Source organism: Gordonia sp. NPDC127522 (assembly GCF_042672305.1).
Taxonomy (GTDB): Bacteria; Actinomycetota; Actinomycetes; order Mycobacteriales; family Mycobacteriaceae; genus Gordonia; species Gordonia hongkongensis.
In genome coordinates this window covers 112,333-136,812 of sequence record NZ_JBHXVK010000012.1, presented here as the reverse complement: position 1 = coordinate 136,812, position 24,480 = coordinate 112,333, and the positions used below count along the sequence as shown (strand labels likewise).

General features: G+C 67.9%; 24 protein-coding genes and 1 tRNA gene. 14 read left to right on the top strand and 11 right to left on the bottom strand.

Features of this window, described 5'->3' with window-relative positions:
- Positions 1-80: 80 nt before the first annotated feature.
- Both ACFVHY_RS17985 and ACFVHY_RS17980 read left to right on the top strand, forming a co-directional pair.
- Entirely contained in the window at positions 81-1,346 is a 1,266-nt protein-coding gene (locus ACFVHY_RS17985) for an aspartate kinase (RefSeq protein WP_065630659.1), read from the top strand.
- A gap of 2 nt (positions 1,347-1,348) precedes the next feature.
- Positions 1,349-2,374 (top strand): aspartate-semialdehyde dehydrogenase, encoded by a 1,026-nt coding sequence (locus ACFVHY_RS17980; protein ID WP_390274290.1) that lies wholly within the window; start codon positions 1,349-1,351, stop codon positions 2,372-2,374.
- On the opposite strand, the gene ACFVHY_RS17975 is transcribed toward ACFVHY_RS17980, so the two are convergent.
- Positions 2,371-3,090: a FadR/GntR family transcriptional regulator gene (locus ACFVHY_RS17975; RefSeq protein WP_390274288.1), complete on the bottom strand. Its 720-nt coding sequence runs from the start codon at positions 3,088-3,090 to the stop codon at positions 2,371-2,373. The genes ACFVHY_RS17980 and ACFVHY_RS17975 overlap by 4 nt on opposite strands.
- 125 nt (positions 3,091-3,215) lie before the next feature.
- On the opposite strand from ACFVHY_RS17975, the gene ACFVHY_RS17970 reads away from it, so the two are divergent.
- From ACFVHY_RS17970 to ACFVHY_RS17940, 7 genes are all read left to right on the top strand, one after another.
- The gene (locus tag ACFVHY_RS17970) at positions 3,216-3,734 is read left to right on the top strand and encodes a gluconokinase (protein ID WP_390274285.1); all 519 of its coding nucleotides are present in this window, start codon (positions 3,216-3,218) and stop codon (positions 3,732-3,734) included.
- A complete protein-coding gene (locus ACFVHY_RS17965) occupies positions 3,734-5,131 on the top strand; it encodes a GntP family permease (RefSeq protein ID WP_390274283.1) in 1,398 nt (465 codons plus the stop codon). The genes ACFVHY_RS17970 and ACFVHY_RS17965 overlap by 1 nt, the downstream gene beginning before the upstream one ends.
- Positions 5,132-5,440: 309 nt before the next feature.
- The gene (locus ACFVHY_RS17960) at positions 5,441-6,853 is read left to right on the top strand and encodes a hypothetical protein (protein WP_390274311.1); all 1,413 of its coding nucleotides are present in this window, start codon (positions 5,441-5,443) and stop codon (positions 6,851-6,853) included.
- 105 nt (positions 6,854-6,958) lie between these two features.
- Positions 6,959-8,248: a lipase family protein gene (locus tag ACFVHY_RS17955; RefSeq protein WP_390274281.1), complete on the top strand. Its 1,290-nt coding sequence runs from the start codon at positions 6,959-6,961 to the stop codon at positions 8,246-8,248.
- A gap of 63 nt (positions 8,249-8,311) precedes the next feature.
- Positions 8,312-9,001 (top strand): hypothetical protein, encoded by a 690-nt coding sequence (locus ACFVHY_RS17950; protein WP_390274278.1) that lies wholly within the window; start codon positions 8,312-8,314, stop codon positions 8,999-9,001.
- A 130-nt stretch (positions 9,002-9,131) separates the two neighbouring features.
- A complete protein-coding gene (locus ACFVHY_RS17945; protein WP_390274276.1) occupies positions 9,132-9,563 on the top strand; it encodes an organic hydroperoxide resistance protein in 432 nt (143 codons plus the stop codon).
- Positions 9,564-9,638: 75 nt separating this feature from the next.
- Entirely contained in the window at positions 9,639-10,112 is a 474-nt protein-coding gene (locus ACFVHY_RS17940; protein WP_068969841.1) for a Dps family protein, read from the top strand.
- A gap of 76 nt (positions 10,113-10,188) precedes the next feature.
- Here the strand turns inward: ACFVHY_RS17940 and ACFVHY_RS17935 are convergent, their stop codons facing one another.
- Positions 10,189-10,719, bottom strand: a complete 531-nt coding sequence (locus tag ACFVHY_RS17935) for a hypothetical protein (protein WP_390274274.1) — start codon at positions 10,717-10,719, stop codon at positions 10,189-10,191.
- A gap of 274 nt (positions 10,720-10,993) precedes the next feature.
- Between ACFVHY_RS17935 and ACFVHY_RS17930 the strand changes: the two genes are divergently transcribed.
- Entirely contained in the window at positions 10,994-12,370 is a 1,377-nt protein-coding gene (locus ACFVHY_RS17930) for a DUF2252 domain-containing protein (RefSeq protein WP_390274271.1), read from the top strand.
- A gap of 21 nt (positions 12,371-12,391) precedes the next feature.
- A complete protein-coding gene (locus tag ACFVHY_RS17925) occupies positions 12,392-13,756 on the top strand; it encodes a dipeptidase (RefSeq protein WP_390274268.1) in 1,365 nt (454 codons plus the stop codon).
- Here the strand turns inward: ACFVHY_RS17925 and ACFVHY_RS17920 are convergent.
- Entirely contained in the window at positions 13,743-14,810 is a 1,068-nt protein-coding gene (locus ACFVHY_RS17920) for an acyl-CoA dehydrogenase family protein (RefSeq protein ID WP_390274266.1), read from the bottom strand. The two genes, ACFVHY_RS17925 and ACFVHY_RS17920, sit on opposite strands and share 14 nt — an antisense overlap.
- Positions 14,811-15,021: 211 nt before the next feature.
- Between ACFVHY_RS17920 and ACFVHY_RS17915 the strand changes: the two genes are divergently transcribed.
- The gene (locus tag ACFVHY_RS17915; protein ID WP_390274263.1) at positions 15,022-15,465 is read left to right on the top strand and encodes a helix-turn-helix transcriptional regulator; all 444 of its coding nucleotides are present in this window, start codon (positions 15,022-15,024) and stop codon (positions 15,463-15,465) included.
- A 65-nt stretch (positions 15,466-15,530) separates the two neighbouring features.
- Here ACFVHY_RS17915 and ACFVHY_RS17910 read toward each other — a convergent pair whose 3' ends face one another.
- Both ACFVHY_RS17910 and ACFVHY_RS17905 read right to left on the bottom strand, forming a co-directional pair.
- Positions 15,531-16,145, bottom strand: a complete 615-nt coding sequence (locus tag ACFVHY_RS17910) for a lipocalin family protein (protein WP_390274260.1) — start codon at positions 16,143-16,145, stop codon at positions 15,531-15,533.
- A 144-nt stretch (positions 16,146-16,289) separates the two neighbouring features.
- Positions 16,290-16,715, bottom strand: coding sequence for a hypothetical protein (locus ACFVHY_RS17905; protein ID WP_058251076.1), 426 nt, complete (start codon positions 16,713-16,715; stop codon positions 16,290-16,292).
- Between the two features lie 200 nt (positions 16,716-16,915).
- Here ACFVHY_RS17905 and ACFVHY_RS17900 point away from each other — a divergent pair.
- A tRNA-Pro gene (locus ACFVHY_RS17900) sits at positions 16,916-16,989 on the top strand.
- A 71-nt stretch (positions 16,990-17,060) separates the two neighbouring features.
- Here ACFVHY_RS17900 and ACFVHY_RS17895 read toward each other — a convergent pair.
- From ACFVHY_RS17895 to ACFVHY_RS17880, 4 genes are all read right to left on the bottom strand, one after another.
- Positions 17,061-17,255, bottom strand: a complete 195-nt coding sequence (locus ACFVHY_RS17895; protein ID WP_390274257.1) for a hypothetical protein — start codon at positions 17,253-17,255, stop codon at positions 17,061-17,063.
- Positions 17,252-17,977 (bottom strand): haloacid dehalogenase type II, encoded by a 726-nt coding sequence (locus ACFVHY_RS17890; protein WP_390274254.1) that lies wholly within the window; start codon positions 17,975-17,977, stop codon positions 17,252-17,254. The genes ACFVHY_RS17895 and ACFVHY_RS17890 overlap by 4 nt, the downstream gene beginning before the upstream one ends.
- A complete protein-coding gene (locus tag ACFVHY_RS17885; RefSeq protein ID WP_390274251.1) occupies positions 17,974-18,981 on the bottom strand; it encodes a metallophosphoesterase in 1,008 nt (335 codons plus the stop codon). The genes ACFVHY_RS17890 and ACFVHY_RS17885 overlap by 4 nt, the downstream gene beginning before the upstream one ends.
- A gap of 71 nt (positions 18,982-19,052) precedes the next feature.
- Positions 19,053-21,500 carry a penicillin-binding protein gene (locus tag ACFVHY_RS17880; RefSeq protein ID WP_390274249.1) on the bottom strand — a complete coding sequence of 816 codons (2,448 nt, stop codon included), beginning with the start codon at positions 21,498-21,500 and terminating at the stop codon, positions 19,053-19,055.
- 321 nt (positions 21,501-21,821) lie between these two features.
- Here ACFVHY_RS17880 and ACFVHY_RS17875 point away from each other — a divergent pair, with 321 nt between their 5' ends.
- The gene (locus tag ACFVHY_RS17875) at positions 21,822-22,130 is read left to right on the top strand and encodes a WhiB family transcriptional regulator (protein WP_004022078.1); all 309 of its coding nucleotides are present in this window, start codon (positions 21,822-21,824) and stop codon (positions 22,128-22,130) included.
- Positions 22,131-22,311: 181 nt separating this feature from the next.
- Here ACFVHY_RS17875 and ACFVHY_RS17870 read toward each other — a convergent pair whose 3' ends face one another.
- Both ACFVHY_RS17870 and ACFVHY_RS17865 read right to left on the bottom strand, forming a co-directional pair.
- Positions 22,312-23,406: an ArsA family ATPase gene (locus ACFVHY_RS17870; protein WP_078111784.1), complete on the bottom strand. Its 1,095-nt coding sequence runs from the start codon at positions 23,404-23,406 to the stop codon at positions 22,312-22,314.
- Positions 23,406-24,476 (bottom strand): ArsA-related P-loop ATPase, encoded by a 1,071-nt coding sequence (locus tag ACFVHY_RS17865; protein ID WP_078111783.1) that lies wholly within the window; start codon positions 24,474-24,476, stop codon positions 23,406-23,408. The genes ACFVHY_RS17870 and ACFVHY_RS17865 overlap by 1 nt, the downstream gene beginning before the upstream one ends.
- Positions 24,477-24,480 lie beyond the last annotated feature (4 nt).

The window sequence follows — 24,480 nt, the reverse complement described above, 5'->3', positions numbered from 1 at the left end:
GTCGCGTCGGTCCCGGTAAGGTTGTCCCGGCAAGTTGACGTCTATCGACCGGCACTCTGGCCGGCGGGAGGTAACTCGACGTGGCCCTCGTGGTGCAGAAGTACGGCGGATCCTCGGTCGCAACGGCCGAACGCATTCGTCGCGTCGCCGAGCGGATCGTCGAGACCAAGAAGCAGGGCAACGACGTCGTCGTGGTCGTGTCGGCGATGGGCGACACCACCGATGAGCTGCTCGACCTCGCCCAGCAGGTCAACCCGGCGCCGCCGGCGCGCGAGATGGACATGCTGCTGACCTCGGGTGAGCGGATCTCGAACTCGCTCGTCGCGATGGCGATCAGCTCGATGGGCGCGCAGGCGCAGTCGTTCACCGGCTCCCAGGCCGGTGTCATCACGACGAGCAGCCACGGCAAGGCCAAGATCATCGACGTCACGCCCGGACGCGTTCGCAGCGCACTCGACGAGGGCAAGATCGTGCTTGTCGCCGGCTTCCAGGGCGTCTCGCAGGACACCAAGGACGTGACCACGCTGGGACGCGGCGGCTCCGACACCACCGCGGTCGCGCTGGCGGCCGCGCTCGAGGCCGATGTCTGCGAGATCTACACCGACGTCGACGGCGTCTACTCGGCCGATCCGCGGATCGTGCCCGACGCCCGCCGTCTCGACACCGTCTGCTTCGAGGAGATGCTCGAGCTGGCTGCCTGTGGCGCCAAGGTGCTGATGCTGCGGTGCGTCGAATACGCGCGCCGATACAACGTTCCCGTTCACGTGCGCTCGTCGTACTCGACCAAACCCGGCACCATTGTGACCGGATCGATGGAGGACATCCCCGTGGAAGAAGCCATTCTCACCGGCGTCGCACATGACCGCAGCGAGGCCAAGATCACCGTCGTCGGCCTCGACGACAAGCCCGGTTACGCCGCGCGGGTGTTCCGCGCCGTGGCCGACGCCGAGATCAACATCGACATGGTGTTGCAGAACGTCTCGAAGGTCGACACCGGCAAGACCGACATCACCTTCACCCTGCCGCGTGAGCTCGGGCCGCTCGGCGTCGAGAAGCTCACCAAGCTGCAGACCGAGATCGGGTTCACCGATCTGCTCTACGACGATCACATCGGCAAGGTGTCGCTCGTCGGCGCGGGCATGAAGTCGCACCCCGGCGTCACGGCGACCTTCTGTGAGGCCCTCAGCGAGGCCGGCGTGAACATCGAGCTGATCTCCACCTCGGAGATCCGGATCTCGGTGCTGTGCCGGGACACCGAACTCGACGACGCGGTGCGCGCTCTGCACGCCGCCTTCGATCTCGGCGGCGAAGAAGAGGCCGTCGTCTACGCCGGAACGGGGCGATAGCAGTGGGCGTACGTATCGGAGTCGTGGGCGCGACCGGTCAGGTCGGCGCCGTCATGCGAACCCTGTTGACGGAGCGCAACTTCCCGGCCGACGAGGTGCGCTTCTTCGCGTCCTCGCGCTCGGCGGGCAAGAAGCTGCCGTGGGGCGACGGCGAGATCGTGGTCGAGGACACGGCCACCGCCGATCCGTCCGGACTCGACATCGCGCTGTTCTCGGCGGGTGCCACCATGTCGCGCGAGCAGGCGCCGCGGTTCGCCGAGGCCGGCGTGACCGTCATCGACAACTCGTCGGCTTGGCGCAAGGATCCCGATGTGCCGCTGGTGGTCTCGGAGGTCAACGGTGAGCTGGCCAAGAACCCGCCCAAGGGCATCATCGCCAACCCGAACTGCACCACGATGGCCGCCATGCCGGTCCTCAAGCCGCTCCACGATGAGGCGGGCCTGCAGCGACTGATCATCTCGAGCTATCAGGCGGTCTCGGGTAGCGGTCTGGCCGGTGTCGACGAATTGGCCACCCAGGTGCGTGCGGTCGCCGGCGACGCGGAGAAGCTGGTGCACGACGGTTCCGCGGCAGACTTCCCCGCTCCGAACAAGTACGTCGCGCCGATCGCGTTCAACGTCGTGGCGCTCGCCGGTTCGCTCGTCGACGACGGCTCGGGTGAGACCGATGAGGACCAGAAGCTGCGCAACGAGTCGCGCAAGATCCTCGGGCTGCCCGAATTGCTCGTGAGCGGAACCTGCGTACGCGTGCCCGTCTTCACCGGCCACTCGCTCTCGATCAACGCCGAGTTCGCGAACCCGCTGTCGGTGGCACGTGCACAGGAGATCCTCGGTGGCGCAGCGGGTGTGGAGCTCGCGGACGTGCCGACGCCACTGGCCGCCGCGGGCAAGGACGCCTCGCTGGTCGGCCGGATCCGGCAGGACCCGGGTGTTCCCGACGGCCGCGGTCTCGCGCTGTTCGTTTCGGGGGACAACCTCCGGAAGGGCGCTGCCCTCAATACGATTCAGATCGCCGAACTGCTCGTCTAGAGCACCTCAGGTGGCGGGGGTGATACAGCAGCCGCCGCCTCGGTGATGATCGCGCGCATCGACGCCTCCGCGGCTTCCGGGTCGCGGAGGCGTATTGCTCTGGCGACATCGTCGTGCAGTGCGATGGCCACCGGATTCGGTGTCGCGGGCATCATTCCGTGGTGGGTGCGTCCGGCGAGGACCTCGTTCACCACCCCGGTGAGCGACCGGAACATCTCGTTGCCGCTGGCCTCCAAGAGCGTTCGATGAAAGACTTTGTCGGCCAACAAGTACGACTCGAGGTCGCCGTTGCGCCCGTGTACCGACATGTCCGACACGGCCGCCGCGAGGATACGGCACTGGTGCTCGTTCGCGCGCTCGGCGGCAAGGGCCGCCGCCACCGGCTCGAAGCCGCGTCGTAGCTCCGAGAGGGTGGCGAGGAACTCGGCGCGGTCGGCACCGTCGAGGCGCCAGCGGATCAGCCGGGCGTCGAACACGCTCCACCGGGTCCGCGGCTGGATCGTGATGCCGACGCGGCGTCGGGATTCGACGAGGCCCATCGACTCGAGAACCCGGATCACCTCGCGGGATACCGTCCGCGACACCCCGTGTTCGGCGCTGATGGCGTCGAGGGTCAGCACGCTGCCGGCCGGCTGCGCTCCCGAGACGATCCGTCTGCCGATCGCCGCGAGGATCTCGTCGTGCCGCTCGCCTGTGCTCCGTGTGCCCTGACTCACCGTTTCATCTTCTCATTGATCAATGTAGGAACCATTGTGCGTACTTAACATCAGCGAGAGCTTGCAAAAGTATGACTATTGAGGCAGCCTACGTGATCAGCAGCACAGCGTGGTGAGGAGTGAACATGCGATCGCCGATCGTCGTCATGGGGGTGTCGGGGTCCGGGAAGTCGACCGTCGGAGCGGCGTTGGCACAGCGCCTGCGGGTGCCGTTCGCCGACGCCGACGACTTCCACCCCGCCGAGAACATCGCCAAGATGTCGGCGGGAGAACCGCTCGACGACGACGACCGCCGACCCTGGCTCGAGTCGATCGGCGTCTGGCTCGCCGAACACGCCAATGGCGGTGTCATGAGCTGCTCCGCGCTCAAACGGCATTACCGCGACCATCTTCGTGATCACGCACCGACGACGCTGTTCGCGCATCTGGCGGGGTCGGTCGAGGTCATCGCGCGACGGCAGGCATCACGCCCGGGGCATTTCATGCCACCGGCCCTGCTCGCCTCGCAGTTCGAGACCCTCGAACAGCTGACCCCCGACGAACGCGGCCTGACCGTCGACGTGGACCAGAGCGTGGACGCCATCATCGACGATCTGGTCGAGGCCCTCTCGCACGGTTCCGATCTCGACGCCGAGGAGAACTGATGTCGCCGACCACCATCACGATCCTCGCCGCGAGCACAGATCTGCCGCAGCCGGTCGCGCCCGGCTGGCAACTCATCGTCGCGGCGCTGGCGGGTATCGCCGTCATCGTCGTGGCGATCACGATCGCCAAGGTCCATCCCTTCCTCGCGTTGGTGGGCGGCGGCGCGACCGTCGGCATCGTCGCGGGCGAGTCGATCCCGACGGTCCTCGAGTCGTTCACCGCCGGATTCGGCACCACCGCAGCGGGAGTCGGCATCCTGATCGCACTCGGCGCAATGTTCGCCAAGCTGCTGGCCGACTCCGGTGGCGCCGACGAGATCGTCGACACGATCGTCGGACACGCGTCACCGCGGATGCTGCCGTGGGCAATGGCCCTCGTCGGCGCCATCATCGGTCTGCCGATGTTCTTCGAGATCGGTCTCGTGCTGTTGATGCCGGTGATCTACCTCGTGGCCCGACGCTCGGGTCTCGGCCTGATCCCGATCGGCATTCCCGCACTGGCCGGGTTGTCGGCGATGCACGGGTTCGTCCCGCCGCATCCCGGCCCGCTCGTGGCGATCGACGCCCTCGGCGCGGATCTCGGCATGACACTCGGACTCGGTGTGCTGGTTGCCATCCCGACCATCATCGTGTCCGGGCCGCTCTTCGGCGTGCTCGCCGGGCGATGGGTGACGGTCGAGGCCCCGACGACCTTCGACGTCGATCCGTCCGACGGCCCGACCACCAAGCGACCGTCCTTCGCGATCACCATGTTCAGCGTCCTGCTGCCCGTCGTGCTGATGCTGGGCAAGGCACTCGCCGAGATCTTCATCGCCGACGAGGACCAGCCCGTGCGCAAGGTCCTCGACATTCTCGGCACGCCCCTCATCGCGCTGCTCATCGCGGTGATCGTCGCGATGTTCACCCTCGGCCGCGGTTCCGGCATGGACCGCGAGACCATCTCGAAGTGCACGGGGGCGGCCCTGCCCGCGATCGCGGGCATCCTGCTGATCGTCTCCGCGGGTGGCGGGTTCAAGGAAGTTCTCGTCGACACCGGGATCGGCACCCTGCTCGCCGACTGGGCGACCGGCGCGAACGTCTCGGTGCTCCTGCTGGCCTGGACGCTCGCGGCACTGATCCGCCTGGCGACCGGATCGGCGACCGTTGCCACGATCACCGCGTCGTCGCTGATCCTGGGTCTGGTCGACGGGATGGGTTCGGGAGAACTCTCGCTGGTCGTCCTGGCGATCGGTGCCGGGTCGGTGTTCCTGTCCCATGTCAACGACGCCGGTTTCTGGCTGGTGAAGGAGTACTTCGGGATGACCGTCGGACAGACCTTCAAGACCTGGTCGATGATGGAGACGGTCCTCTCGGTGACCGGTTTGATCGTGGTGCTGGCGCTCGGGCTGATCATCTGAGCCGCCCCCTGCTCTGAAGAACGGCCGGAGCCCAGCCCCGCTCCCTGAGGAGCGAGCTTGCGAGCCAACCCCGCTCCCTGAGGAGCGAGCTTGCGAGCGTCACGAAGGGTCTCGGTGAGACGCGGGGCAGACCCTTCGTGACGCGCCCTCCGCAAGCTCCGGGCGCTCCTCAGGGATCGGTGGTTGGTGGCGCCCTCCGCAAGCTCCGGGCGCTCCTCAGGGATCGGTGGTTGGTGGCGCCCTCCGCAAGCTCCGGGCGCTCCTCAGGGATCGGAGAGTGGGGTAGCTTGACCACTCATGACACGGAAGATGCGGGTCCGGGCAGCGGTGGTCACCGGGGTTCTGGCGTTGGCGGCGACGCTCGCGTACCCCGCAGCGGCACAACCCGATTCGCCGAGTACCGGACTCGGACCGGCCGGCACCTCGCTCATGCACGGCGACCTCGCCTCCACGGACTCCACGGCCCATCGAGGCCCCGGCCGCGGGGCTCGACTGGCCGGCTCATCGATCCCGGGCGGCGCCTGCGCGGCAACGTTCGTGGGAGGCGACGGGATGCCCGTCGCGTTGTGTACACAATTCGTCGGATCGTCGCCACCGGCATTCGCGGCGCCGTCGGTCGTCCTCTTCGATCCCCGGACCGCGCAACCACTGGCGTCGACGCAACTGACGAAGGGCGGACTGCTCGGCGGCGTGTACGGCTATCTCGACGACCGCGACCGGGTGGTCGTCGCCGACGGGTCCGGGTCGATTCTCCGTGTCGCGCATGCGAAGACGGCCAGCGGCTGGCGGGTGTTCGTCGACGATCGGGTCGACGTCGATCACGCGATACCGGCGGGTGACGCGATCACGGGCCTGGCACCCGACTTCGACGGCCGCGTGTGGTTCGCGACGACGCGCGGGGTGGTCGGGACGGTCGACCGGCACGACACCGTGCGGTCCACTCGGCTGCCGGCGGGAGAGGAACTGGGCAACGGATTGTCCATCCGGCGATCGGGGGCGTCGATCCTGACGACGCACGCGCTGTACGAGATGCGCGCCGAACCGGGGAGCGCACCGCGAGTCGTCTGGCGCCGTGCCTATGACCGGGGGCCGGCACGCAAACCCGGACAGCTCACCTGGGGCTCGGGGACGACGCCGACGTACTTCGGTCCCGGTGGCGATGGCTGGGTCGCCATCGTCGACAACGCGGAACCGCCGGATCTCCGCGTGCTGCGCAGCGATGACGGCTCCGAGGTCTGCCGCATGCGGGCTTTTTCGACGTCCGGGCCGGGCACCGAGAACTCGCCGATGGCCTGGGGCAACTCGCTGGTCATCCCGAGTACCTACGGCTACCAGTACCCGCCGATGGCGGTACGGGGTCCGTCGGTCCCGGCCGACGCTCCGTTCGTCGGCGGAGCCACCCGCATCGAAGTCGGCGAAACCGGTTGTCGCCGTATGTGGGAGAACGGCGACCGGATCGCGACGCTCCCCAAGTTGTCTCGCGCGGACGGTCTGATCCACGCGCTCGGATATGGTCCGATCCAGCAGCCGAACCTCCCACGGCAGATCGGTGAAGTCGCCTATCTGGCAACCGATTTCGCGACCGGCCGGCGGGTGGCGACGGTGCCGGTCGGGGCGGCGCCGTTCGACGAACCACTCGAGCTGACCGGGACGATCACGGCCGACGGAACGCTGTGGCAGGCAACTCTGGGTCGCATGCTCAAGGTATCGCCGGGCCGCTGAGCCACCCCTGAGCGATAGCTTTCGGCGGTCGTTCGACGGATGATTCGCCCTCGGAAGCGACACCAGTCACCTGACTGAAGTTACTGTGCGGTAGGTTACACAGCCATGAACTGGAAGTCGGGGAGAAGCATGAGCTACCGCAGCAGCACGAGTCGGGTCGTCGGTATCGCCGGCGCGTTGGTGGCGGCGTGCGTCGCGTCGCTGGCCCCCGCGGCGGTCGGTACCGCGGCGGCGGCGGATTTCTATACCCCGCCGGCGCGGTTCGCGTCCGAGCCGGGGTCGGTGATCCGCAGTCAGCCGAGTCCGTTGCTGCTCCAGATCCCCGGCATGGCGGGTCAGTGGCCGGGGACGGCTCGCAAGGTGATGTACACCTCGCGTTACCAGGACGGGAAGCCTGCCGCGGTCACCGGAACCGTCATCGAGCCCACCGCGCCGTGGCGCGGGCAGGGTCCGCGCCCGACCGTCGTCGTCGGTTCCGGGACCATTGGTCAGGGCGACCAGTGTGCGCCGTCGAAGCTGATGACCATTCCGTTCGCGGTGGATCTGATGCGGCCGGGTGTCTCGGTGAACTACAGCGCGCCGGAGATGTACTACATGCTGGTCAACGGTGTGCGGGTGTTCCTCACCGACTACATCGGGATGGGCACACCCGGTGTTCACACCTACGTCAATCGCGCGGAGACCGGTCAGGCGATGCTCGACGGCGCCCGGGCGGCACTGGCGATCTCGGGTGCCCCGGAGGACGCGCCCGTCGGCTTCGCGGGGTATTCGCAGGGTGGTGGTGCAGCGGCGTCGGCTGCCGAGCTCGCCGAGTCCTATGCGCCGGAGCTGAATGTCCGTGCGACTTATGCCGGCGCGCCGCCTGCCGACCTCGAGAAGGTCATTCCCGCGATCGACGGCACCACCATTGCGGGGGCGATCGGGTTCGCGATCAACGGGCTGACCGAGCGGTATCCGAACGTCGCCGAGGTGGTGCGACGGGAGACCAATCCGACCGGCAAGGCTGCGCTGACACACATCTCGACGAGTTGTATCGGGGACATCATCCCGGCGTACGGGTTCCATCGGGTCGCGGGGTGGACCCGGACCGGGGAGACGTTGTCATCGCTCATCGCGCGGTCGCCGGGGTTGCAGAAGGTGGTTCGGGATCAGCGGATCGGGCGGCTCAAGCCGAACGCGCCGGTCTTCGTCGAAGGCGGACTGCATGACGACGTGATTCCCTACGGGCAGGTCGCTCAGCTCGCGGCGGATTGGCGCGCTCAGGGCGCCGAGGTCACGTTCGTCACCGACCCCACGCCACCCATTCTGACCAAGTCGATCGTCAACCACGTCGTCCCGATGCTCGGCACGTTCCTGCCCGGGATGGAGTTCGTCCTCGCCGAGTTCCGGAAGTGAGCCGCTCGCGGCCGAACCTCCTCGACGCTGCAGGCCCGCCGGGGTGAGTGGCAGGATCGGGGCATGACGGATCCGAAGGACCCGGCCGGGGGCGCGTCCGGCGATTCTCCCGCGGATGACTCCGATCGCGTCCCGAGCCAGGCCGAGCTCGACGCCGAGGATCTGGCGGCCATCGAGCGGTCCTCCCGAGATCGAGATCAGTCCGCGCTCTATCCCACGCGGCCGGGCGACCCAGGACCGCCGCCGCAGGCGCTGGCAGTGCACGCGCGCATCGTGTGGTGGGGTGCGGCCGTGATCGGTCTCGTGCTGACGATCTACGGCTTCTTCAACCTCGGCACCATCACCGACGATCTGCGCAGCCGACTGCTCGAAGGCGCGGTCTCGGACCCGGCGAACTCCGCTCCCGAGAGCGAGGTCGACACCCTTGCCGGCTTCTTCCCGCCGTTCATGCTGGTGATGATCGTCGTCGTGCTGGCCATCGAGTACGCGTGCCTGGTTACCGCCGCGTCACAGCACAGCCGCAATCTCCGCAACTTCTTCCTGGCCGCCGTCGTCGTGCATCTGCTGTGCATCCCCGTCGGCGTCGACCTGCTCTTCCGATACCCGGACGTGTCGTCCGTCATGGTCGTCCTGAGCTACCTCCAGTTCGGTCTCCTGGTGGTCGCTGCCCTGTGCACTCTCCGGCGACCGGTCAACCAATGGCTGCCGGAGTCGACCCGGATGAAGCCCACGCGGATGATGCGGGGACGGTGAACCGGACTCCGACGTCGGTGTCGTGACCATCACGTCGCCGTCGCCCGGTTTTGTCGGAATGTTCCGCGAGCGGGGTGGGTTGAACCGACCGTTGGCCCGAACCCGCACTGAGCATCCAGGAGGATTTCGAATGGCAATCGAACCGGTGTACACCATCTCGTCGAAGGCGTCCGGCGGCGGACGCGACGGCGAAGTCGTCTCGGCGAGCGGCCAGATCGATCTGGACCTGCGGCCGCCGAAGGAATTGGGTGGCAGCGGTGAGGGGACCAATCCCGAGGAATTGTTCTCGGCGGGTTACGCGGCCTGCTTCCTGAGCGCGCTGCGCGCCACCGCCAAGCAGGCCGACACCCCGGTGCCCGACGGGGCGACCGTGGACGTGACCGTCGGGATCGGAAAAGACCCGGCGGACAACGGGTTCGGTCTCACCGTCGCCATCGAGGTCTCGCTGCCCGGCCTCGACGAGGCCAAGGCCAAGGAACTCGCCGACCTCGCGTACACATTCTGTCCGTACTCGAAGGCGACCAAGGGCAACATCGACTCGTCGGTCACCGTACGCGTCTGATCGCCCGGTCCACCGGCAATCAGCGCAGTCGGAGTCGTACTGCGCGCAGATATGACAAGAAGGGAGTTCTTGATCATGACCAACCCGATCACCAGCACACTCACCGACGAGCAGCAGTCCGTCGCCGGAAAGGCGTTGCAGGACACCCTCGTCGACCTCATCGACCTGTCCCTCATCGCGAAGCAGGCGCACTGGAACGTCGTCGGCAAGCAGTTCCGGTCGGTACATCTCGACCTCGATGAACTGGTCACGGTGTCCAGGGAGTTCACCGACGCGGCCGCCGAGCGGGCCACCGCGATCGGCGTGAGCCCGGACGGCCGGGCCGAGACCGTCGCCAAGACCGCCCACACCAAGGGATTCGGTGAGGGATGGACCAAGGACAGCGACGTCGTCGAGTCGATCGTCGACAATCTCAAGGCAGTGGTCGCGGGTCTCCGCGAGCGAATCGGGGTCACCGAGGAGGCCGATCCGGTCACTCAGGACCTGCTGATCTCGTTCGCGTCGAAACTCGAGCAGCTGCACTGGATGTGGCAGGCGCAGATCGCGTGAGCGAAGACGCCTGACCCTCTCACAGCAACGAACCCCCGTCGACTCGCGACGGGGGTTCGTTGTGGCCGGGGCCTGATCAGTCGACAGACCGAGCAGATTCGGGGGAGCCGGGATCGGAGGTGCCGGGATCGGGGGCGTCGACGGCGGGATCGGCGTCCTCGTCGGCATAGGAGTCGCTGAAGGACACCCGAGGCGTGGTCGCCGAGTGGTACAGCGCGATGCCGACGTACACCAGGGCGGCCACCGCGAACACCGCGGACGCGAGGATCGCCGCGATGTGTGCGACGGTCGCGAACACCCCGTCGAGCGGTCCGGTCGCGAGCGCTCCCGCACCGGCCAGCGCCGCGCCGAGCAGAGCCCACGCGGCACTCCGTATCCACGGGGCCACCACCGAGACGTAGAAGAGCCGTTGGTAGATGGTCAGCGAGAACTCGTCGACCGCGGCCAGCCGGACCTCGTCGCCGCCGGCGAGGTCACGCAGTTCGCGCGCCAGCTGGGTCTGACGCTGCAGACTCGTCGATTCCCGCTCGCGGTACCGCACGAACCCGATGACGCTGAGCGCCGTCGCCACGAGCCCCAACCCGACCATCACACCCCAGTAGTCCATGACGTTCACGCTACAACTAGAACCTGTTGCAGTCGTGAAGCGGGTCACACGCCTTGGGCGGCGGTCGGCAGATCCCGGTGGACGCGACCCGGACGCGACCGAGGGAACGTGGCGCAGATTGATCACCGATCCATCGGCGGAACTGCCGACGGGCTGGGAGAATCCTCCCTCGGAGGACTTCGTTTTCGGCGGCGTTCACCCGCGGGTTCCGACCGGGCCCGGACACACGGACCTCTGCCTGTGGCGGGGCCGCATCGACGTGAAGGAGCACTCCGTGTCGACACTTCTGTCCACTCCGCCCACCGCTGTCGAACTCGCCGCGTGCCCGACGCCGACTGAGCGGGCCGACCCGCTGCGCATCCTGGAAGCGCAGGCGCAGACCCGGGTCGCGGATCTCATCCCGGTTCGGCACGCGCGGATGTCGGCGACGCCGTTCACCTTCTATCGTGGTGCGGCCGCGGTGATGTCCGACGACCTGTCGAGAACGCCGGACACCGGGATCATCACCCAGCTGTGCGGCGACGCGCACCTGAGCAATCTGGGCCTCTTCTTCAGCCCGGAGCGTCGAATGGTGTTCGACCTGAACGACTTCGACGAGACGCACATCGGACCGTTCGAGTGGGACGTCAAGCGTCTCGCCGCGAGCTTCGCGATCGCGGGACGCAACAACGGATTCGACGACGCGACCAATCGCAGGGTCGCCAAGACCGTTGCCAAGTCGTACCGGCGGGCGGTCGCGCGCAGTGCGTCGAAGACGACTCTGGAGAACTGGTACGCCGGGATCGACGTCGACCATTTCCTGGCGGAGTTCGGACCCAAGCTGGACACGTCGATGAGCGAACGGACGCAGAAGGCGCTGAAGAAGGCGCGGCACCGCGACAGTGCGCAGGCCCTCGCGAAGCTCTGTGTGATCGGCGCCGACGGCTCCGCGCACATCCGCAGCGACCCGCCGCTGCTGGTACCGCTGCACGAGCGGTTCCCGGCCGAGACCGCCGAGATCGTGGCCGAACGGGTCCGCGAGCGGGTCAGCGCCTACCGCGACACCGTGCCGTTGCACGTGCAGGCGCTCCTCGACCAGTTCGCGATCGTCGACATCGCGTTCAAGGTGGTCGGCGTCGGCAGCGTCGGCACGCGGGCGTGGATCATCCTGCTCACCGGCAAGGAGCTGGGTGATCCGTTGTTCTTGCAGGTCAAGGAGGCGCAGCGGTCGGTGCTCGCCGACCACGTGCCGGCATCGGGCTTCGACAACCAAGGGCAGCGGGTGGTCGAGGGCCAACGCCTGCTCCAGGCGACGAGCGACCTCTTCCTCGGCTGGTCGACCGGGATCGACGAGAACGGTGAGCGACGCGACTTCTACGTGCGGCAGCTCCGCGACGGAAAGGGTTCGGTCGTCGTCGAGGCCCTGAGCGCGGAGGGGATGAAGTTGTACGCACAGCTGTGCGGGCTGGTTCTCGGTCAGGCACATGCCCGGACCGCGAGCCGGTTCCGGATCGCCGAGTACCTCGGGACCACGAAGGGTTTCAGTGACGCGATCGCCGAGTTCTCGCTCGCGTACGCGGATCTCAACGACTCCGACCACACCCGGATGATGGAGGCCATCGGTCGAGGCGAGCTCGAGGTGTACGACCTGGCGGCCGAGGGTAAGAGTTGAGTCCGACAGGAGAGGTTGCTGGTGGAATCGACTGCGCGCGAGGATGAGACGTCGTTGCGGGAGCAGGTCGCCGCGCTGATGCCGCAGGCGAGATCGGATCTCGCGGAGATGGTCCGGTTCCGGTCGGTGCACGACCCACAGCAGTTTCCCGTCGAGGAGTGTGACGGGATGGTCGACTGGCTGCTGGCGGCCTTCGGTGCCGTCGGCGTCGACGACGCCGCCGCGCATGCCACCAGCGACGGCAGCAAGGCGATCACCGGGTCCATTCCCGGCCCGGAGGGTGCTCCGACCGTTCTGCTCTACTTCCACCACGACGTGCAACCGCCGCTCGGCGACGACGAATGGGACTCTCCCGTCTGGGAACTGACCGAGCGGGACGGGCGGTGGTACGGCCGCGGAGCTGCCGACTGCAAGGGCAACATCGCCGTGCACCTCACCGCGTTGCGCGCTCTCGCCGGCCGGGCCGGGGTGACGGTGAAGATCATCGGCGAGGGGTCCGAGGAACAGGGGACGGGAGGCCTCGAGGACTTCGCGGTCCGCAATCCGGAATTGCTTGCCGCCGACGCGATCCTGATCGCGGACTCCGGCAACTTCGCGGTCGGGAAACCGAGTCTGACGACGACGCTGCGCGGCATCGCGAACGTCGTCGTGTCCGTGGAGACGCTGGGGTCGGCGATGCACTCCGGAATGTTCGGCGGGGCCGCCCCGGATGCACTCGCGGCGCTCATCTCGATGCTCGCGACCCTGCGTGACGAGCACGGCAACACCACCGTCGCCGGACTCGATGCCGACGCCCGTTGGCCGGGTGTGTCCTACCCGCCCGACCGATTCCGCAGCGATGCAACGGTTCTCGACGGGGTCGACCTGGTCGGATCAGGATCGGTGTCCGACATGGTGTGGGCGCGCCCGGCCGCGACGGTGCTCGGCATCGACTGCCCGCCGGTGGTCGGATCGTCGGCGGCGGTGCAGCCGCGGGCGCGGGCGCGCATCAACCTCCGCGTGCCACCGGGGATGGACCCGATGGCTGCGCAGGACGCGCTCGTCGAGCACCTCCGCCGCGTCGCGCCCTGGAACTCACGGGTGTCCTTCGAGCGCGAGGCGGTGGGCGCGCCCTTCGCCGGATCCACCAGCGGTCCGGCGTATGACACGCTCACCGGCGCCCTGTCGACCGCCTACGACAGCGAAGTGCTGATCCAGGGGCAGGGTGGATCGATCCCGTTGTGCAATGTTCTCCAGTCGCTGTTCCCCGACGCCGAGATCATGCTGTTCGGCGTCGAGGAACCGCGGTGCCTGATCCACGCACCCAACGAGAGCGTCGACCCGTCCGAGATCGAGCGGATCGCCCTGGCCGAGGCACTCTTCCTGCGCGACTTCAGGTACCGCTGAAGCGGTGTAGCAGAGCTGTTTTGAGTTCCGGGCGGCTCGCGGCCACCAGGACGAACGCGGCTTCGCGGAACAACCGTTCGGAATCGCTTCCGCGCACGACGCCGCGGCCGCCGTCCGCGGACACCAGCGCGGCCGCGGCGTCGAGAGCCAGAGCTGCGGCGTCGGCCCGGGCCGCGAGCAGTGCGGTGGCATCTGCCATCCCGGCGTCGAGCGCGGTTCGGGCGACGTCGGCGCGCTCGCGCAGCGCCCGCCCCTCCCGGTGATGGCCGCCGACATCGAGCAGTGCCGCACAGCGCCGCACCAGGCCGAACGGAAGGGTGCCGTTCAGTCGGACGCCGACGTTCTGGGTCGCGAGGAACTCCGCGAGGCCCACGCGCGTGACCTCGCGATCGAACGGGACCCTCAGACCGTCGACGCGTAGGGACACCGTGGTCGTCGCGGCGGCGGCGGACAGATCCACGTGTGTTGCCCGGACCGCTGCGGACGACCTGCCGCCGACCAGGTCGGGCATGCGCAGGATCGCGGAGATGACGTCATCGGTCGCGGCGTCGCGCGCCGAGATCTGGAGCAGGTCGACGACACCCCAGCCGCTGACGAACGGCGCGTGCCCGTTCAGGAGCCAGCCGTCGTCGGTGCGCGTCGCGACCATCCGTGGTGGCGTGGGGACGACTCCGGCGTAGGCGACGCCCGCGCGTAGCCGTCCGCTCACGGTCGCGTCGAGGAATTCGCCACGTAGGTCGTCGTTGGTGCTCCGGGAGAGGGACAGGACGACGCCGTGGTGCTGGATCCAGGTGAAAGCGGTGGCGAGGCACCCACTGGTGAGCACCTCGAGGATCTCGATGACCTCACCGAATTCGAGTCCCGGCCCGCCGGCCTCGACCGGCGCCGCGATGCCGTACAGGCCGGCGTCGGCCAGCGCTCGCCAGTGGGATTCGGGCACCGCTCCGGTGCGGTCCACCTCGCCGGCCGCCGGGAACAGGACCTCATCGGCCACCCTGAGCGCTGCTGTTCGCAACTCGGCTCGTCGCTCGGCTCCGGCGTCCTGGGTGGTCACGACTCTCACAGTACGACGAGCGTCCGGACCGGCAGGGAAGTTGGACGACTGACCGACTCCACCGTTGCGGCTGATCACGGAAGTTCGCGTCACGCAGCACAATCGCGGGACCGGAATCCGTGAAAGTGGGACCAAAGGCCCAAGACCGCAGGTGTGGCCGTCGATAAACTCGTGTATCGGGTGGGAGCAGTCTCGCGTGGAAGGAATCCTGGTGACCGCAGTCCTCAATGATCGTGACGTTCAGTCGATACGTGTTGTGCCGGAATCGGATTCGAGTGTAGTACGTTCGGACATCCGGACGAGCGAGCGGTACCTGCGTGCTGCGGTCGCCGACCTCATCGAGCGCAATTTCCGTGATCCCGACTTCAGTGTGGAGGTCGTCGCCCGGCACCTGCACGTGAGCCGTCGGCACCTGTACCGGGTGCTCGCCGGTGGCACCACGTCGCTCGCCGAGATGATCGCCGACCGACGCCTGGAGTGGGCGGAGGGGCTGCTCACGGGTCCGGGCAACCTGAAACTCGAGGCCATTGCCCACGCGTCGGGATTCGCCTCGACGGCGACGATGCGCAACCGCTTCCGGTCGAAGTTCGGGTGCACCCCCGACGAGTTCCGCCGGATGGCGCCGGCGTCGGGACCGGACGCCGAGGCCAGCTGAAACAACTCCGGCGCAGACCTTTTCATGTCTGCGCCGGGGTCGTCGTCATCGTCTGGCGTTGACCGTCACACGGTGCAGAGCGGTGAATAGTCGCTGCGCCCGCCGGTGGTCGGGGAGACGAGGAACGTGCACGGGTTGTACCCGACCTTCTCGATCTCCTTGGTCAGCCGACGCAACTCCGAGTCGGGGACCACCTTGTCGCGCGACAGCAGGAATCCCGATCCGCGCGAGGGATCACCGACGATCGCGTACCGGTACGGCCCGGCGGGATCCGGCCCGTCTTCGAGGTAGGCGACGATGTAGTTCGGTGCGCCGCCCGGGTTGATGCTGCCCGGTGTCTGTGGGAAGCGAACGCTCAGTTGGGCATTGGTCTGCGGGTCGACGACGGTCGCACGTCCGACGACTCCACCGCGCATGCCGGTGGGGCCGGTGCACCGGTTGTCGACTCCGATTGTCGTGGCGTCGATGAAGGTGTAGGTCGCGCTGGTGTCCCGGGCGCACGTGACCCCGAAGAAGGACGGCACGGTGGCGAGCTGCCACCACTTGCCGAGGTAGCGATCCACCTCGACCTTCGCCACGGGGGCCAGCGGTGCGGCTTGCGCCGGACCCGTCCCGGCGGCGAAGCCGACGCTGAGGAGGACGCCGGCGACAAGGGCTGCGAGGGACCGGGTGATGCGCATGGTGTTCCTTTCGGGCGGTTCGTCGTCGCGCTACCCCGGATCGGAGCAACGTCACCAGACGATTCGAACCGGATGCGCGTCGTGGATTGGTTCCCCGCAGCCCTCGTCTCAGCGGATTGTTGTCACTGCGTCAGCGCCGGTCGGTCACAGGTTGTATTCGTTGTTGGGGTTCCAGGTGGAGACAGCCCAGATCACGATCAGGTCCAGCACGATGATCAGGATGGCCCACGCCGGGTAGTAGGGAAGCCACAGGAACTGGGCGATGATCGACAGCGAGGCGATGATGATCGCCGAGATCCGCGCCCAGTCGGCGCCCACCGCGAGACCGCCGGCGACGAGGACCCCGACGATGCCGAGGATCAGGTGGATCCAGCCCCAGGTGGTGAGGTCGAACTCGAAGATGTAGTTCTGGCCGGCGACGAACAGGTCGTCGTTCGCGATGGCCGAGATGCCCTGGAAGATCGAGACCAAGCCGGCCACGAAGAGCAGCGCGGCGGCCACGATCGCGATACCGAAGGCGAAACCCTGCTTGGCCGACGAGTTGGCCTGCTGATCGGGGGAAGCGCTCATTGTTTGGCGTGTCCTTTCAGTGGTTGTACGCCGACTCCCTGGTCCCGACCGACGGCGCGGCGGCACTGGTACGGATGGACCACATCAAGGATGGGGTGCGCGACGCTCCTCCGCACGGGTTTCAGCCACACCGGGCACATCTTTGACCAGGCGATTTAGTAGTCGGCGGGGGCGGGGTATAAGCTATCGCAGGCTACACACGGGGTGTGGCGCAGCTTGGTAGCGCGCTTCGTTCGGGACGAAGAGGTCGTGGGTTCGAATCCCGCCACCCCGACGCAAGGTTGAGATTGCAGAAGAGACCCTGACCTGGAGAGATCCGGTCGGGGTCCCCTCGTCTCTGCGGGGTCAGTCCGGGTCCTCGTCCGACGACGACCGGCCACCGATGTGGGCCAGGATGATCGGGTCGTCGGTGACGACGCGGTCCACCTCCTCGCCACCGTCGCAGCGCAGCAGGCCCAGGGTGACCCCATCCGGTCCGTGATGAACCACCCGCCAGGACGCCCCCGAATCCTCCCAGCGCAGTAGGTCGTCGAGGGTCATCGGGACGGGCCGGTCACCGATGGGCTCAGCTGCCGCGCGAGGTCGAGGAGATCCGTCGCGTGGAAGTCGTTGTCCGGCGAGCCGGCATCATCCTTCTCGTCCCCGCCCCACTCGTCCGGCCGCTCGACGAAGGCCGTCCGCAGGCCGAAGGAGCGCGCGGCGTCGAGATCGCTCTGGTGAGTGGCCACCATCATCACCTCGGCGGGCTCCACCTCGAGCAGAACCGCCAGCCCGCAGTAGGTCTCGCGCGCAGGTTTGTAGTGCCGCCAGAGGTCGGACCCGCCGATCACGTCCCAGGGGAACGCGTTGTGCCGGGCCATGTCGGTGAGCAGCGCGACGGTGCCGTTGCTCAGTGCGCAGACGATGTGATCGCGTTTGAGGAGTTGCAGACCCTCGGCCGCGTCCGGCCAGGCGGGAATCGTCCGCCACGCTCGGACGAGGGTGCGGGCCCGATCGTCGTCGAGTGACAGCGCAAACAGCGAGGCGACGTCGTGCAGCGTCTCGGTCTGCAGGTCGTCGAGGCGACGCCACGGCAGTTCGCCGGATTCGACGCGAGCCAGGATCGGCGAGTACCGGCGTCGCCACTCCTTGGCGAACGCCGCGGCGTCGACCTCCGGCGCGACGGCGGCGACGGCACCGGAGATCCCGGTGAACCAGTCGGTGACCGTCCCGAAGGTGTCGAACGCCAGGACCTTCACGCGGGGCTGAAGGTCAACGCTCACATGGTCTCCCGGGCCAGCTGCGGGAGCGACTGGTCGGCGTCGTAGTCGGCATCACCGTGCGACACCGGCGTGAGGGTGAGCAGGCTGGCCTCGGGGCGGCAGCAGAAGCGTGCGGGGGCATACGGCGACGTGCCCAGACCCGCGCTCACGTGGAGCTTCATCGACGACCCCCAGCTCGACGGCCCCTTGACCCGGGATCGATCCAGCTGGCAGTTCGTCACCAGCGCGCCGAAGAACGGCAAGCAGAGCTGGCCGCCGTGCGTGTGGCCGGCCATCACCAGGTCGTAACCGTCGGCGGCGAACCGGTCGAGGACCCGGGGTTCGGGGGAGTGGGTGAGTCCGAGCCGCAAGTGTGCCAGGGGGTTCGGACGGCCCGCGATCGTCTCGTAGCGGTCTCGTTCGATATGGGGATCGTCGACGCCCGCCGCGACGACCCGCACGCCGCTGACCTCCAGCTCGCGGATCGTGTGCGTCGCGTCGAGCCATCCACGCTCGGTGAACGCCGCACGCAGATCCTGCCATGGCAGGGGCTCGCCGTGCGTGCGCTGATGGTCTTTCTTGAAGTACTTGAAGGGGTTCTTCGGCTTGGGGCCGAAATAGTCGTTGGACCCGAAGACGAACAGGCCGGGCCGCGACAGCAAGCCGCCCAGCGACTGGATCACCGACGGTACGGCCTGCGGGTGCGCGAGGTTGTCCCCGGTGTTGACGACGAGGTCGGGTTCGAGCGCCTCGAGCTCGGCGATCCACGCCTGCTTGAGGCGTTGGTTGGGCATCATGTGCAGGTCGCTGATGTGCAGGACACGTAATGGCGAGGCGCCCGGTTCGAGAACGGACAGCGTCGTGTGTCGTAACGCAAAGGCGTTGCGCTCGATCACCGTCGAGTAGAGCAGTCCGGCGGCGGCGAGACCCGCCGCGCCGGCGAGAGCGCGCGCGGGTACCCCGGAACCGGACGGACCGAGGCGAGAGATGCCGAGGCGTGCGATGTCGAGTTCGGAGTGCTGCATCACCCCAGAATACGCATCCCCCACAACGATCCCGACCCGGTTTGCGGAGCGGGTCGTACCCACACCGCGGGTCAGCCGGGTAGCTGGATCACCACCGGGCCGACACCGGGTACCACGACGGTGGTCTCGGTGGGACCGCCCTCGTCACCGTCGGCCCGGCGCCCGTTGCTGACGTAGATCGTCACGGTGCTGCCGGGCATGGCCGAGTCGGACGGTGCGGTGAAGACCACGGTGCCCTGCGGGCGTCCGCTGTCCACGTCGAGCTCGCTGACCTTGAACCCGGCACCCTGCAGGCGTGATGTGGCCTCGCTCGCGGGCAGGCCGCTGACCTGCGGGATGCGGCCCCGGTCGCTACCGTTCCAGTACGAGCGGTCGACCGGGGGCAGACGGACCGGCCCGAATTTGGTCGCGACGGGCCGCACCGCCTGGAACCAGGTCCGCGCGGGTTCCATGCCGCCGAACACGTTGCCGTCATAGCAGGAACGGAGCGGGCTGGTGCAGACGCCCTGGGGATTGGGGCCGTCACTGTAGACATACGCGGCACCCGCGATCTGGTTGGTGAATCCGAGGAAGGCCGAGGATCGATAGGCCTCGGTGGTGCCGGTCTTACCCGCCATCGGCAACGTCCAGCCCGCGGAACCTGCGGCAGCGGCGGCGGTTCCGGCGCCCACGTCATCCTTGCTCATGGTGTTGGCGAGGGTGTTGGCGAGTCCCTCGTCGACGACCTGCTCGCACGGCGGTGCCGTGAACGGCACCGATACCAGCGCGCGTCGTCCGTCTGCATCCATCACCGGGTTGCCGTACTGGTCGCGCTTGATCCGGCTGATCGACTTGATCGGGTTGGGCGGGCACCAGGTCCCGCCGGACGCGATCGTGGCGGCCACGTTCGCCAGTTCCAGACCGTTGATGGGTAGCGGTCCCAGCGTGAAGGAACCGAAATTCCCGTCCTTGACGTACTGCGCCATGCTCTTCTCGCCCTGACCCGACGAACCGGGGATCGTGTACGAGCGCAGGCCGAGTCGAACGGCCATGTCGACGGCCGGCTTGACACCCACCTGCTGTAGCAGTTTCACGAACGCGGTGTTCGGGGACTGGGCGAGTGCATCGGTCACCGACATCGACGCCGGGTACCGGCCGCTGTTGCGTACGCAGTAGGCGTTGGGCGGGCAGCCGTTGACACCGCCGCTGTTGCCCATGCCCTCGACGGCGATCGACCCGGGGACGGGAATGCTCGAACCGGCGGCGAGCCCCTTCTCCATCGCGGCCGCGACGGTGAAGATCTTGAACACCGAGCCGGCGCCGTCGCCGACCATGGAGAACGGCTGCGGTTGCATCGTCTCGCCCCGGCCGAGGTCGAGACCGTAGTCCCGACTCGAGGCCATCGACAGCACGTCGTGCGAGCGGGTGCCCGGGCGGACCGTGCTCATGACGTCGGCGACACCGTCGGCGGTCGGGCTGGCCTGACTCTTCACCGCGCGCACCGTGGAGCGCTGGACCTCGGGGTCGAGCGTGGTCTGGATGATGTAGCCACCGCGCAGGACCGAATTGCGGGACATGCCGTTCTCGGCCAGGAACTGCAGGGCGTAGTCGCAGAAGAAGCCGTTGTTGTCGGCCGCGATGCAGCCCTGGGTCGGGGTCCGCGGACTCGGGAGCACGCCCAGGGGCGCCTCCTTGGCCGCGACGAGCTCGGCGCGTCGTTCCGGAAAGTTGTCGATCATCGTGTCCAGCACGACGTTCCGGCGCGCGCGGGAGGCCTCGGGGTTCGAGTACGGGTTCAGCGCGGAGCTGGACTGCACCATGCCGGCCAGCAACGCGGCCTGCTCGACGCGCAGGTCCTTGGCGGGGATGCCGAAGTAGGTCTGCGCGGCGGCCTCGATGCCGTACGCGTTGTTGCCGAACGGGACGACGTTCAGGTACCGCGTGACGATCTGCTTCTTCGCCTCCTGCTTGGCGGCGGCGTCGTCGAGGCCCTTGTCGCGTTTCGCCTGATCGATCAGGGTCTGCTCGAGGGTGAGCGCCATGCGCACCTCGCGGAGCTTGCGCGCGGGTGTGGTCTCGATCGCGGCCTGGCGGTCCGCCTCGGTCCGTGCGAGAACCAGGAGCTGATAGTTCTTGATGTACTGCTGGTCGAGTGTCGACGCACCCTGCTGGACCTCGCCCGACGACGAGTTCTTCAGCGCCGCACGAATGGTGCCCTTCCAGTCGACGCCGTCGTGTTCCAGGAACCGGCGGTCCTCCACGGAGATGATCGCCCGGATCATGTCGGGCGAGATGTCGTTGTAGCCGACCTGATACCGGTACTGGTCGAACAGCACCGCGATCGGCTTCCCGTCGACGTCGGTCATGGTGGTGACCTCGGGCAACGTGCCGTTGAGCAGTTCGGAGGACACGTTCTCGACAGCGGCCGCCGCTCGGTTGGAGACGACGCCGATTCCGCTGGCCACGGGGTACAGCAGGCCGGCGACGAGAACTCCGGCCAGCAGGCTCGCCCACGCCAGCGACCACAGTTTCTTCGACATCACCCCGACAGGATACGTGCGTTAATTCCGAACATCGCCCTGCCTCGCCCGCGGCATCGGCGCAGCGTGGCCCCGAGCCGACGGTCGGGGTGCCCGTGGATCACCGGTGGATGCGCCGGAGGCCGCCGCCCGCGGGCCGTCCGTTCGGATGAGTTTGCACGGTTGTCCCACTTTGTCGGCTCCAGGGGTTGCGCCCCCAAGCACAGATCCCTAGATTGAGTGCAGAATGTGACTCACTTAACAGTTCGCTGCAAATGTGGCTTGAGCAGCGAGGTTGAGACGTTCTCGCAGCTACGCAGATACGACAGGTAGGGGTGGCGGATGGCGACAGCGGCAGTTTCCAACGAAGAGGATCGCTTGGCGTGGGTTGCTCAAGCGCGTTGTCGAGGGGGAGACCCTGATGATCTGTTCGTGCGGGGCGCGGCCCAGCGCAAAGCCGCCACGATCTGCCGCCACTGCCCGGTCCAGCTCGAATGCGGCGCCGATGCACTCGACAACCGCGTCGAGTTCGGCGTCTGGGGTGGACTGACCGAACGTCAGCGTCGCGCACTCCTCCGCCAGCATCCCGAGGTCACGTCCTGGTCGGCGTTCTTCGCCGCGCAGCGCCGGCGGCACCGCGACGCCGTCTGACCCTTTCTCCGCCGAGCCGTGTCGAGTGGTTTCGACACGGCTCGTCGCACGCTCCTCGCCTGCTCAACCAGCGGGGGACGGGCTCGTCGCACGCTCCTCGCCTGCTCAACCAGCGGGGGACGGCTCGTCGCACGCTCCTCGCCTGCTCAACCAGCGGGGGACGGCTCGTCGCGCTCGGTGATCAGCCGCGGCCGGTGATCTGCTCGGCCACCGCGCGCAGGGCGGTCACATCGGCCACCTCGAACGGCAGCGCCGGCACCCCGACGATCGGCACCCGCGGGTGCGACGCCGTGAACCGTTGCAGCAGATGGAGTTCGCGCTTCCCGGTGGCGGCCCGATCCGCGTGAATCCGGAGTACACCGCGAGCCAGTTCGTCGGTGACCGACTCGAGGGCGACCAGCGCGGCCTCCTCGTGGATCGACGTCAGGTTCGGGTGGGTCCGGTTGAGGATCAGTCCGGCCAGCGGCATCGACTCCTCGGACAGGCGGTCGACGAAGAACGCGGCCTCCCGCAGGGCATCGGCCTCGGCCGCAGCCACGACGGCGAACTGGGTGCCCGGCTGTTTCAGCAGGGCATAGGTCTTCGCGGCGCGGTCCTGGAAGCCGCCGAACATCGAGTCCAGTGACTGCACGAAGGTCGCCACGTCGCGGAGCATCTCGCCGCCGATGATCGTCGAGACACCACGCATGGCCAGGCTCATCGCGCCGGTCACCATCCGGCCGACGCCGCGGCCGCCGCCGACCAGTACCTTCATCAGACGCCCGGACAGGAACGACCCCAACCGCTGTGGGGCGTCGAGGAAGTCCAGTGCGTTGCGCGACGGCGGGGTGTCGACGACGATCAGGTCCCAGTGGTCCTGCTCGAGGAGCTTGCCGAGCTTCTCCATCGCCATGTACTCCTGCGTCCCGGAGAACGACGAGGCGACCGTCTGATAGAAGGCGTTCTGCATGATCGCCTCGGCGCGTTCGGGAGTGGAGTACTCGAGCACCATCTCGTCGAACGTGCGTCGCATGTCGAGCATCATCGCGTCGAGCGTGCCCTTGCCGTCGATCGAGACCGGCTGCGGGTCGTTGGTGAGTTCGGACATCCCGAGCGACTGCGCCAGGCGCCGGGCCGGGTCGATCGTCAGCACGGCCACGGTCCGGCCCTGTTCGGCGGCGTACATCGCCATCGCCGCAGCAGTCGTTGTCTTGCCGACTCCGCCTGCGCCGCAACAGATCACGACGCGGGTCGCGGGGTCGGTGAGCACCGCGCCCATCTTGAGGTCGAGTGGCATCACGCACCCGCTTTCTGGAGGAGGTCGGCCAGCTCGTAGATCGACCCCAGGTCGACGCCGTCACCGAGGGACGGCAGTTCGAGCGTCGGCATCTCCACCTCGTCGAGCTGCGCCTTGGCGATCTGCTGCGCCTGCAGGCGGGTCGCGTGCTCGATCGTCTCGGTGAGCAGGCCGGCCAGGTCCCCGTCGGCGAGCTTGAGCCCGGCGGCGGTGAGGCCGTCCTCGACACGCCCTGCGTCGACCCGACCTTCGGCGATCTCGTCGATCACCTCGGCGGGCAGATGGGGTTCGCTGACGCGGTTGATGACGAGACTGCCGAGGTTGAGGTTCTTGCCCCGCAGTTCGTCGATCGCCTCGATCGTCTCCTGGATCGGCATCGCCTCGAGGAGCGTCACCAGGTGGATGATCGTCTCCTCCGAGTGGAGCAGGCGGACGACACCTTCGCTCTGGTTGCGGATCGGGCCGGTCTTGGCGAGGTCGGCCATGGCCTGCGTGACGTCGAGGAAATTGCCGATCCGGCCGGTCGGCGGCGCGTCGACGACCACCGCGTCGTACACGCGGTTGCCCTGCTTGTCGGTGTGGATGATGCGCTCTTTGATCTTGCCGGTGAGCAGGACGTCGCGGAGTCCGGGAGCGACGGTCGTCACGAAGTCGATCGCGCCGATCCGCTTCATCGCGCGGCCGGCGAAGCCGAGGTTGTAGAACATGTCGAGGTACTCGAGAAGGGCGTGCTCGATGTCGATGGCCAGCGCGGACACCTCGCCACCGCCCTCGGCGGTCGCGATGCGGGTGTCGGTGGGTGGCAGCGGCGGGATGTCGAAGACCTGCGCGATGCCCTGGCGACCCTCGGTCTCGACGAGGAGGACCTTCTTGCCGTCGGCGGCGAGCGCGAGTGCGAGCGCCGCGGCGATCGTGGTCTTGCCGGTCCCGCCCTTGCCCGTCACGAAGTGCAGGCGTGCGCGCGCGGCGGCCGCCGGCCACTCGTTGTCGCGTGCGACGGAGGAGTTGTCTGTCACGCCGGAATCGAGCGCCTCACCCGACCCGGATCGTGAGCCCTGTTCGTTGGCCACCGCA

Bases quoted from the DNA above. Each gene is read 5' to 3' on its own strand.
- ACFVHY_RS17905 (WP_058251076.1), bottom strand. From the start codon at position 16,715: ATGAGCGCTTCCCCCGATCAGCAGGCCAACTCGTCGGCCAAGCAGGGT.
- ACFVHY_RS17965 (WP_390274283.1), top strand. From the start codon at position 3,734: ATGTCGCCGACCACCATCACGATCCTCGCCGCGAGCACAGATCTGCCG.
- ACFVHY_RS17895 (WP_390274257.1), bottom strand. From the start codon at position 17,255: ATGACCCTCGACGACCTACTGCGCTGGGAGGATTCGGGGGCGTCCTGG.
- ACFVHY_RS17955 (WP_390274281.1), top strand. From the start codon at position 6,959: ATGAACTGGAAGTCGGGGAGAAGCATGAGCTACCGCAGCAGCACGAGT.
- ACFVHY_RS17960 (WP_390274311.1), top strand. From the start codon at position 5,441: ATGCGGGTCCGGGCAGCGGTGGTCACCGGGGTTCTGGCGTTGGCGGCG.
- ACFVHY_RS17940 (WP_068969841.1), top strand. From the start codon at position 9,639: ATGACCAACCCGATCACCAGCACACTCACCGACGAGCAGCAGTCCGTC.
- ACFVHY_RS17885 (WP_390274251.1), bottom strand. From the start codon at position 18,981: ATGCAGCACTCCGAACTCGACATCGCACGCCTCGGCATCTCTCGCCTC.
- ACFVHY_RS17945 (WP_390274276.1), top strand. From the start codon at position 9,132: ATGGCAATCGAACCGGTGTACACCATCTCGTCGAAGGCGTCCGGCGGC.
- ACFVHY_RS17875 (WP_004022078.1), top strand. From the start codon at position 21,822: ATGGCGACAGCGGCAGTTTCCAACGAAGAGGATCGCTTGGCGTGGGTT.
- ACFVHY_RS17970 (WP_390274285.1), top strand. From the start codon at position 3,216: ATGCGATCGCCGATCGTCGTCATGGGGGTGTCGGGGTCCGGGAAGTCG.
- ACFVHY_RS17935 (WP_390274274.1), bottom strand. From the start codon at position 10,719: ATGGACTACTGGGGTGTGATGGTCGGGTTGGGGCTCGTGGCGACGGCG.
- ACFVHY_RS17950 (WP_390274278.1), top strand. From the start codon at position 8,312: ATGACGGATCCGAAGGACCCGGCCGGGGGCGCGTCCGGCGATTCTCCC.
- ACFVHY_RS17910 (WP_390274260.1), bottom strand. From the start codon at position 16,145: ATGCGCATCACCCGGTCCCTCGCAGCCCTTGTCGCCGGCGTCCTCCTC.
- ACFVHY_RS17870 (WP_078111784.1), bottom strand. From the start codon at position 23,406: ATGCCACTCGACCTCAAGATGGGCGCGGTGCTCACCGACCCCGCGACC.
- ACFVHY_RS17880 (WP_390274249.1), bottom strand. From the start codon at position 21,500: ATGTCGAAGAAACTGTGGTCGCTGGCGTGGGCGAGCCTGCTGGCCGGA.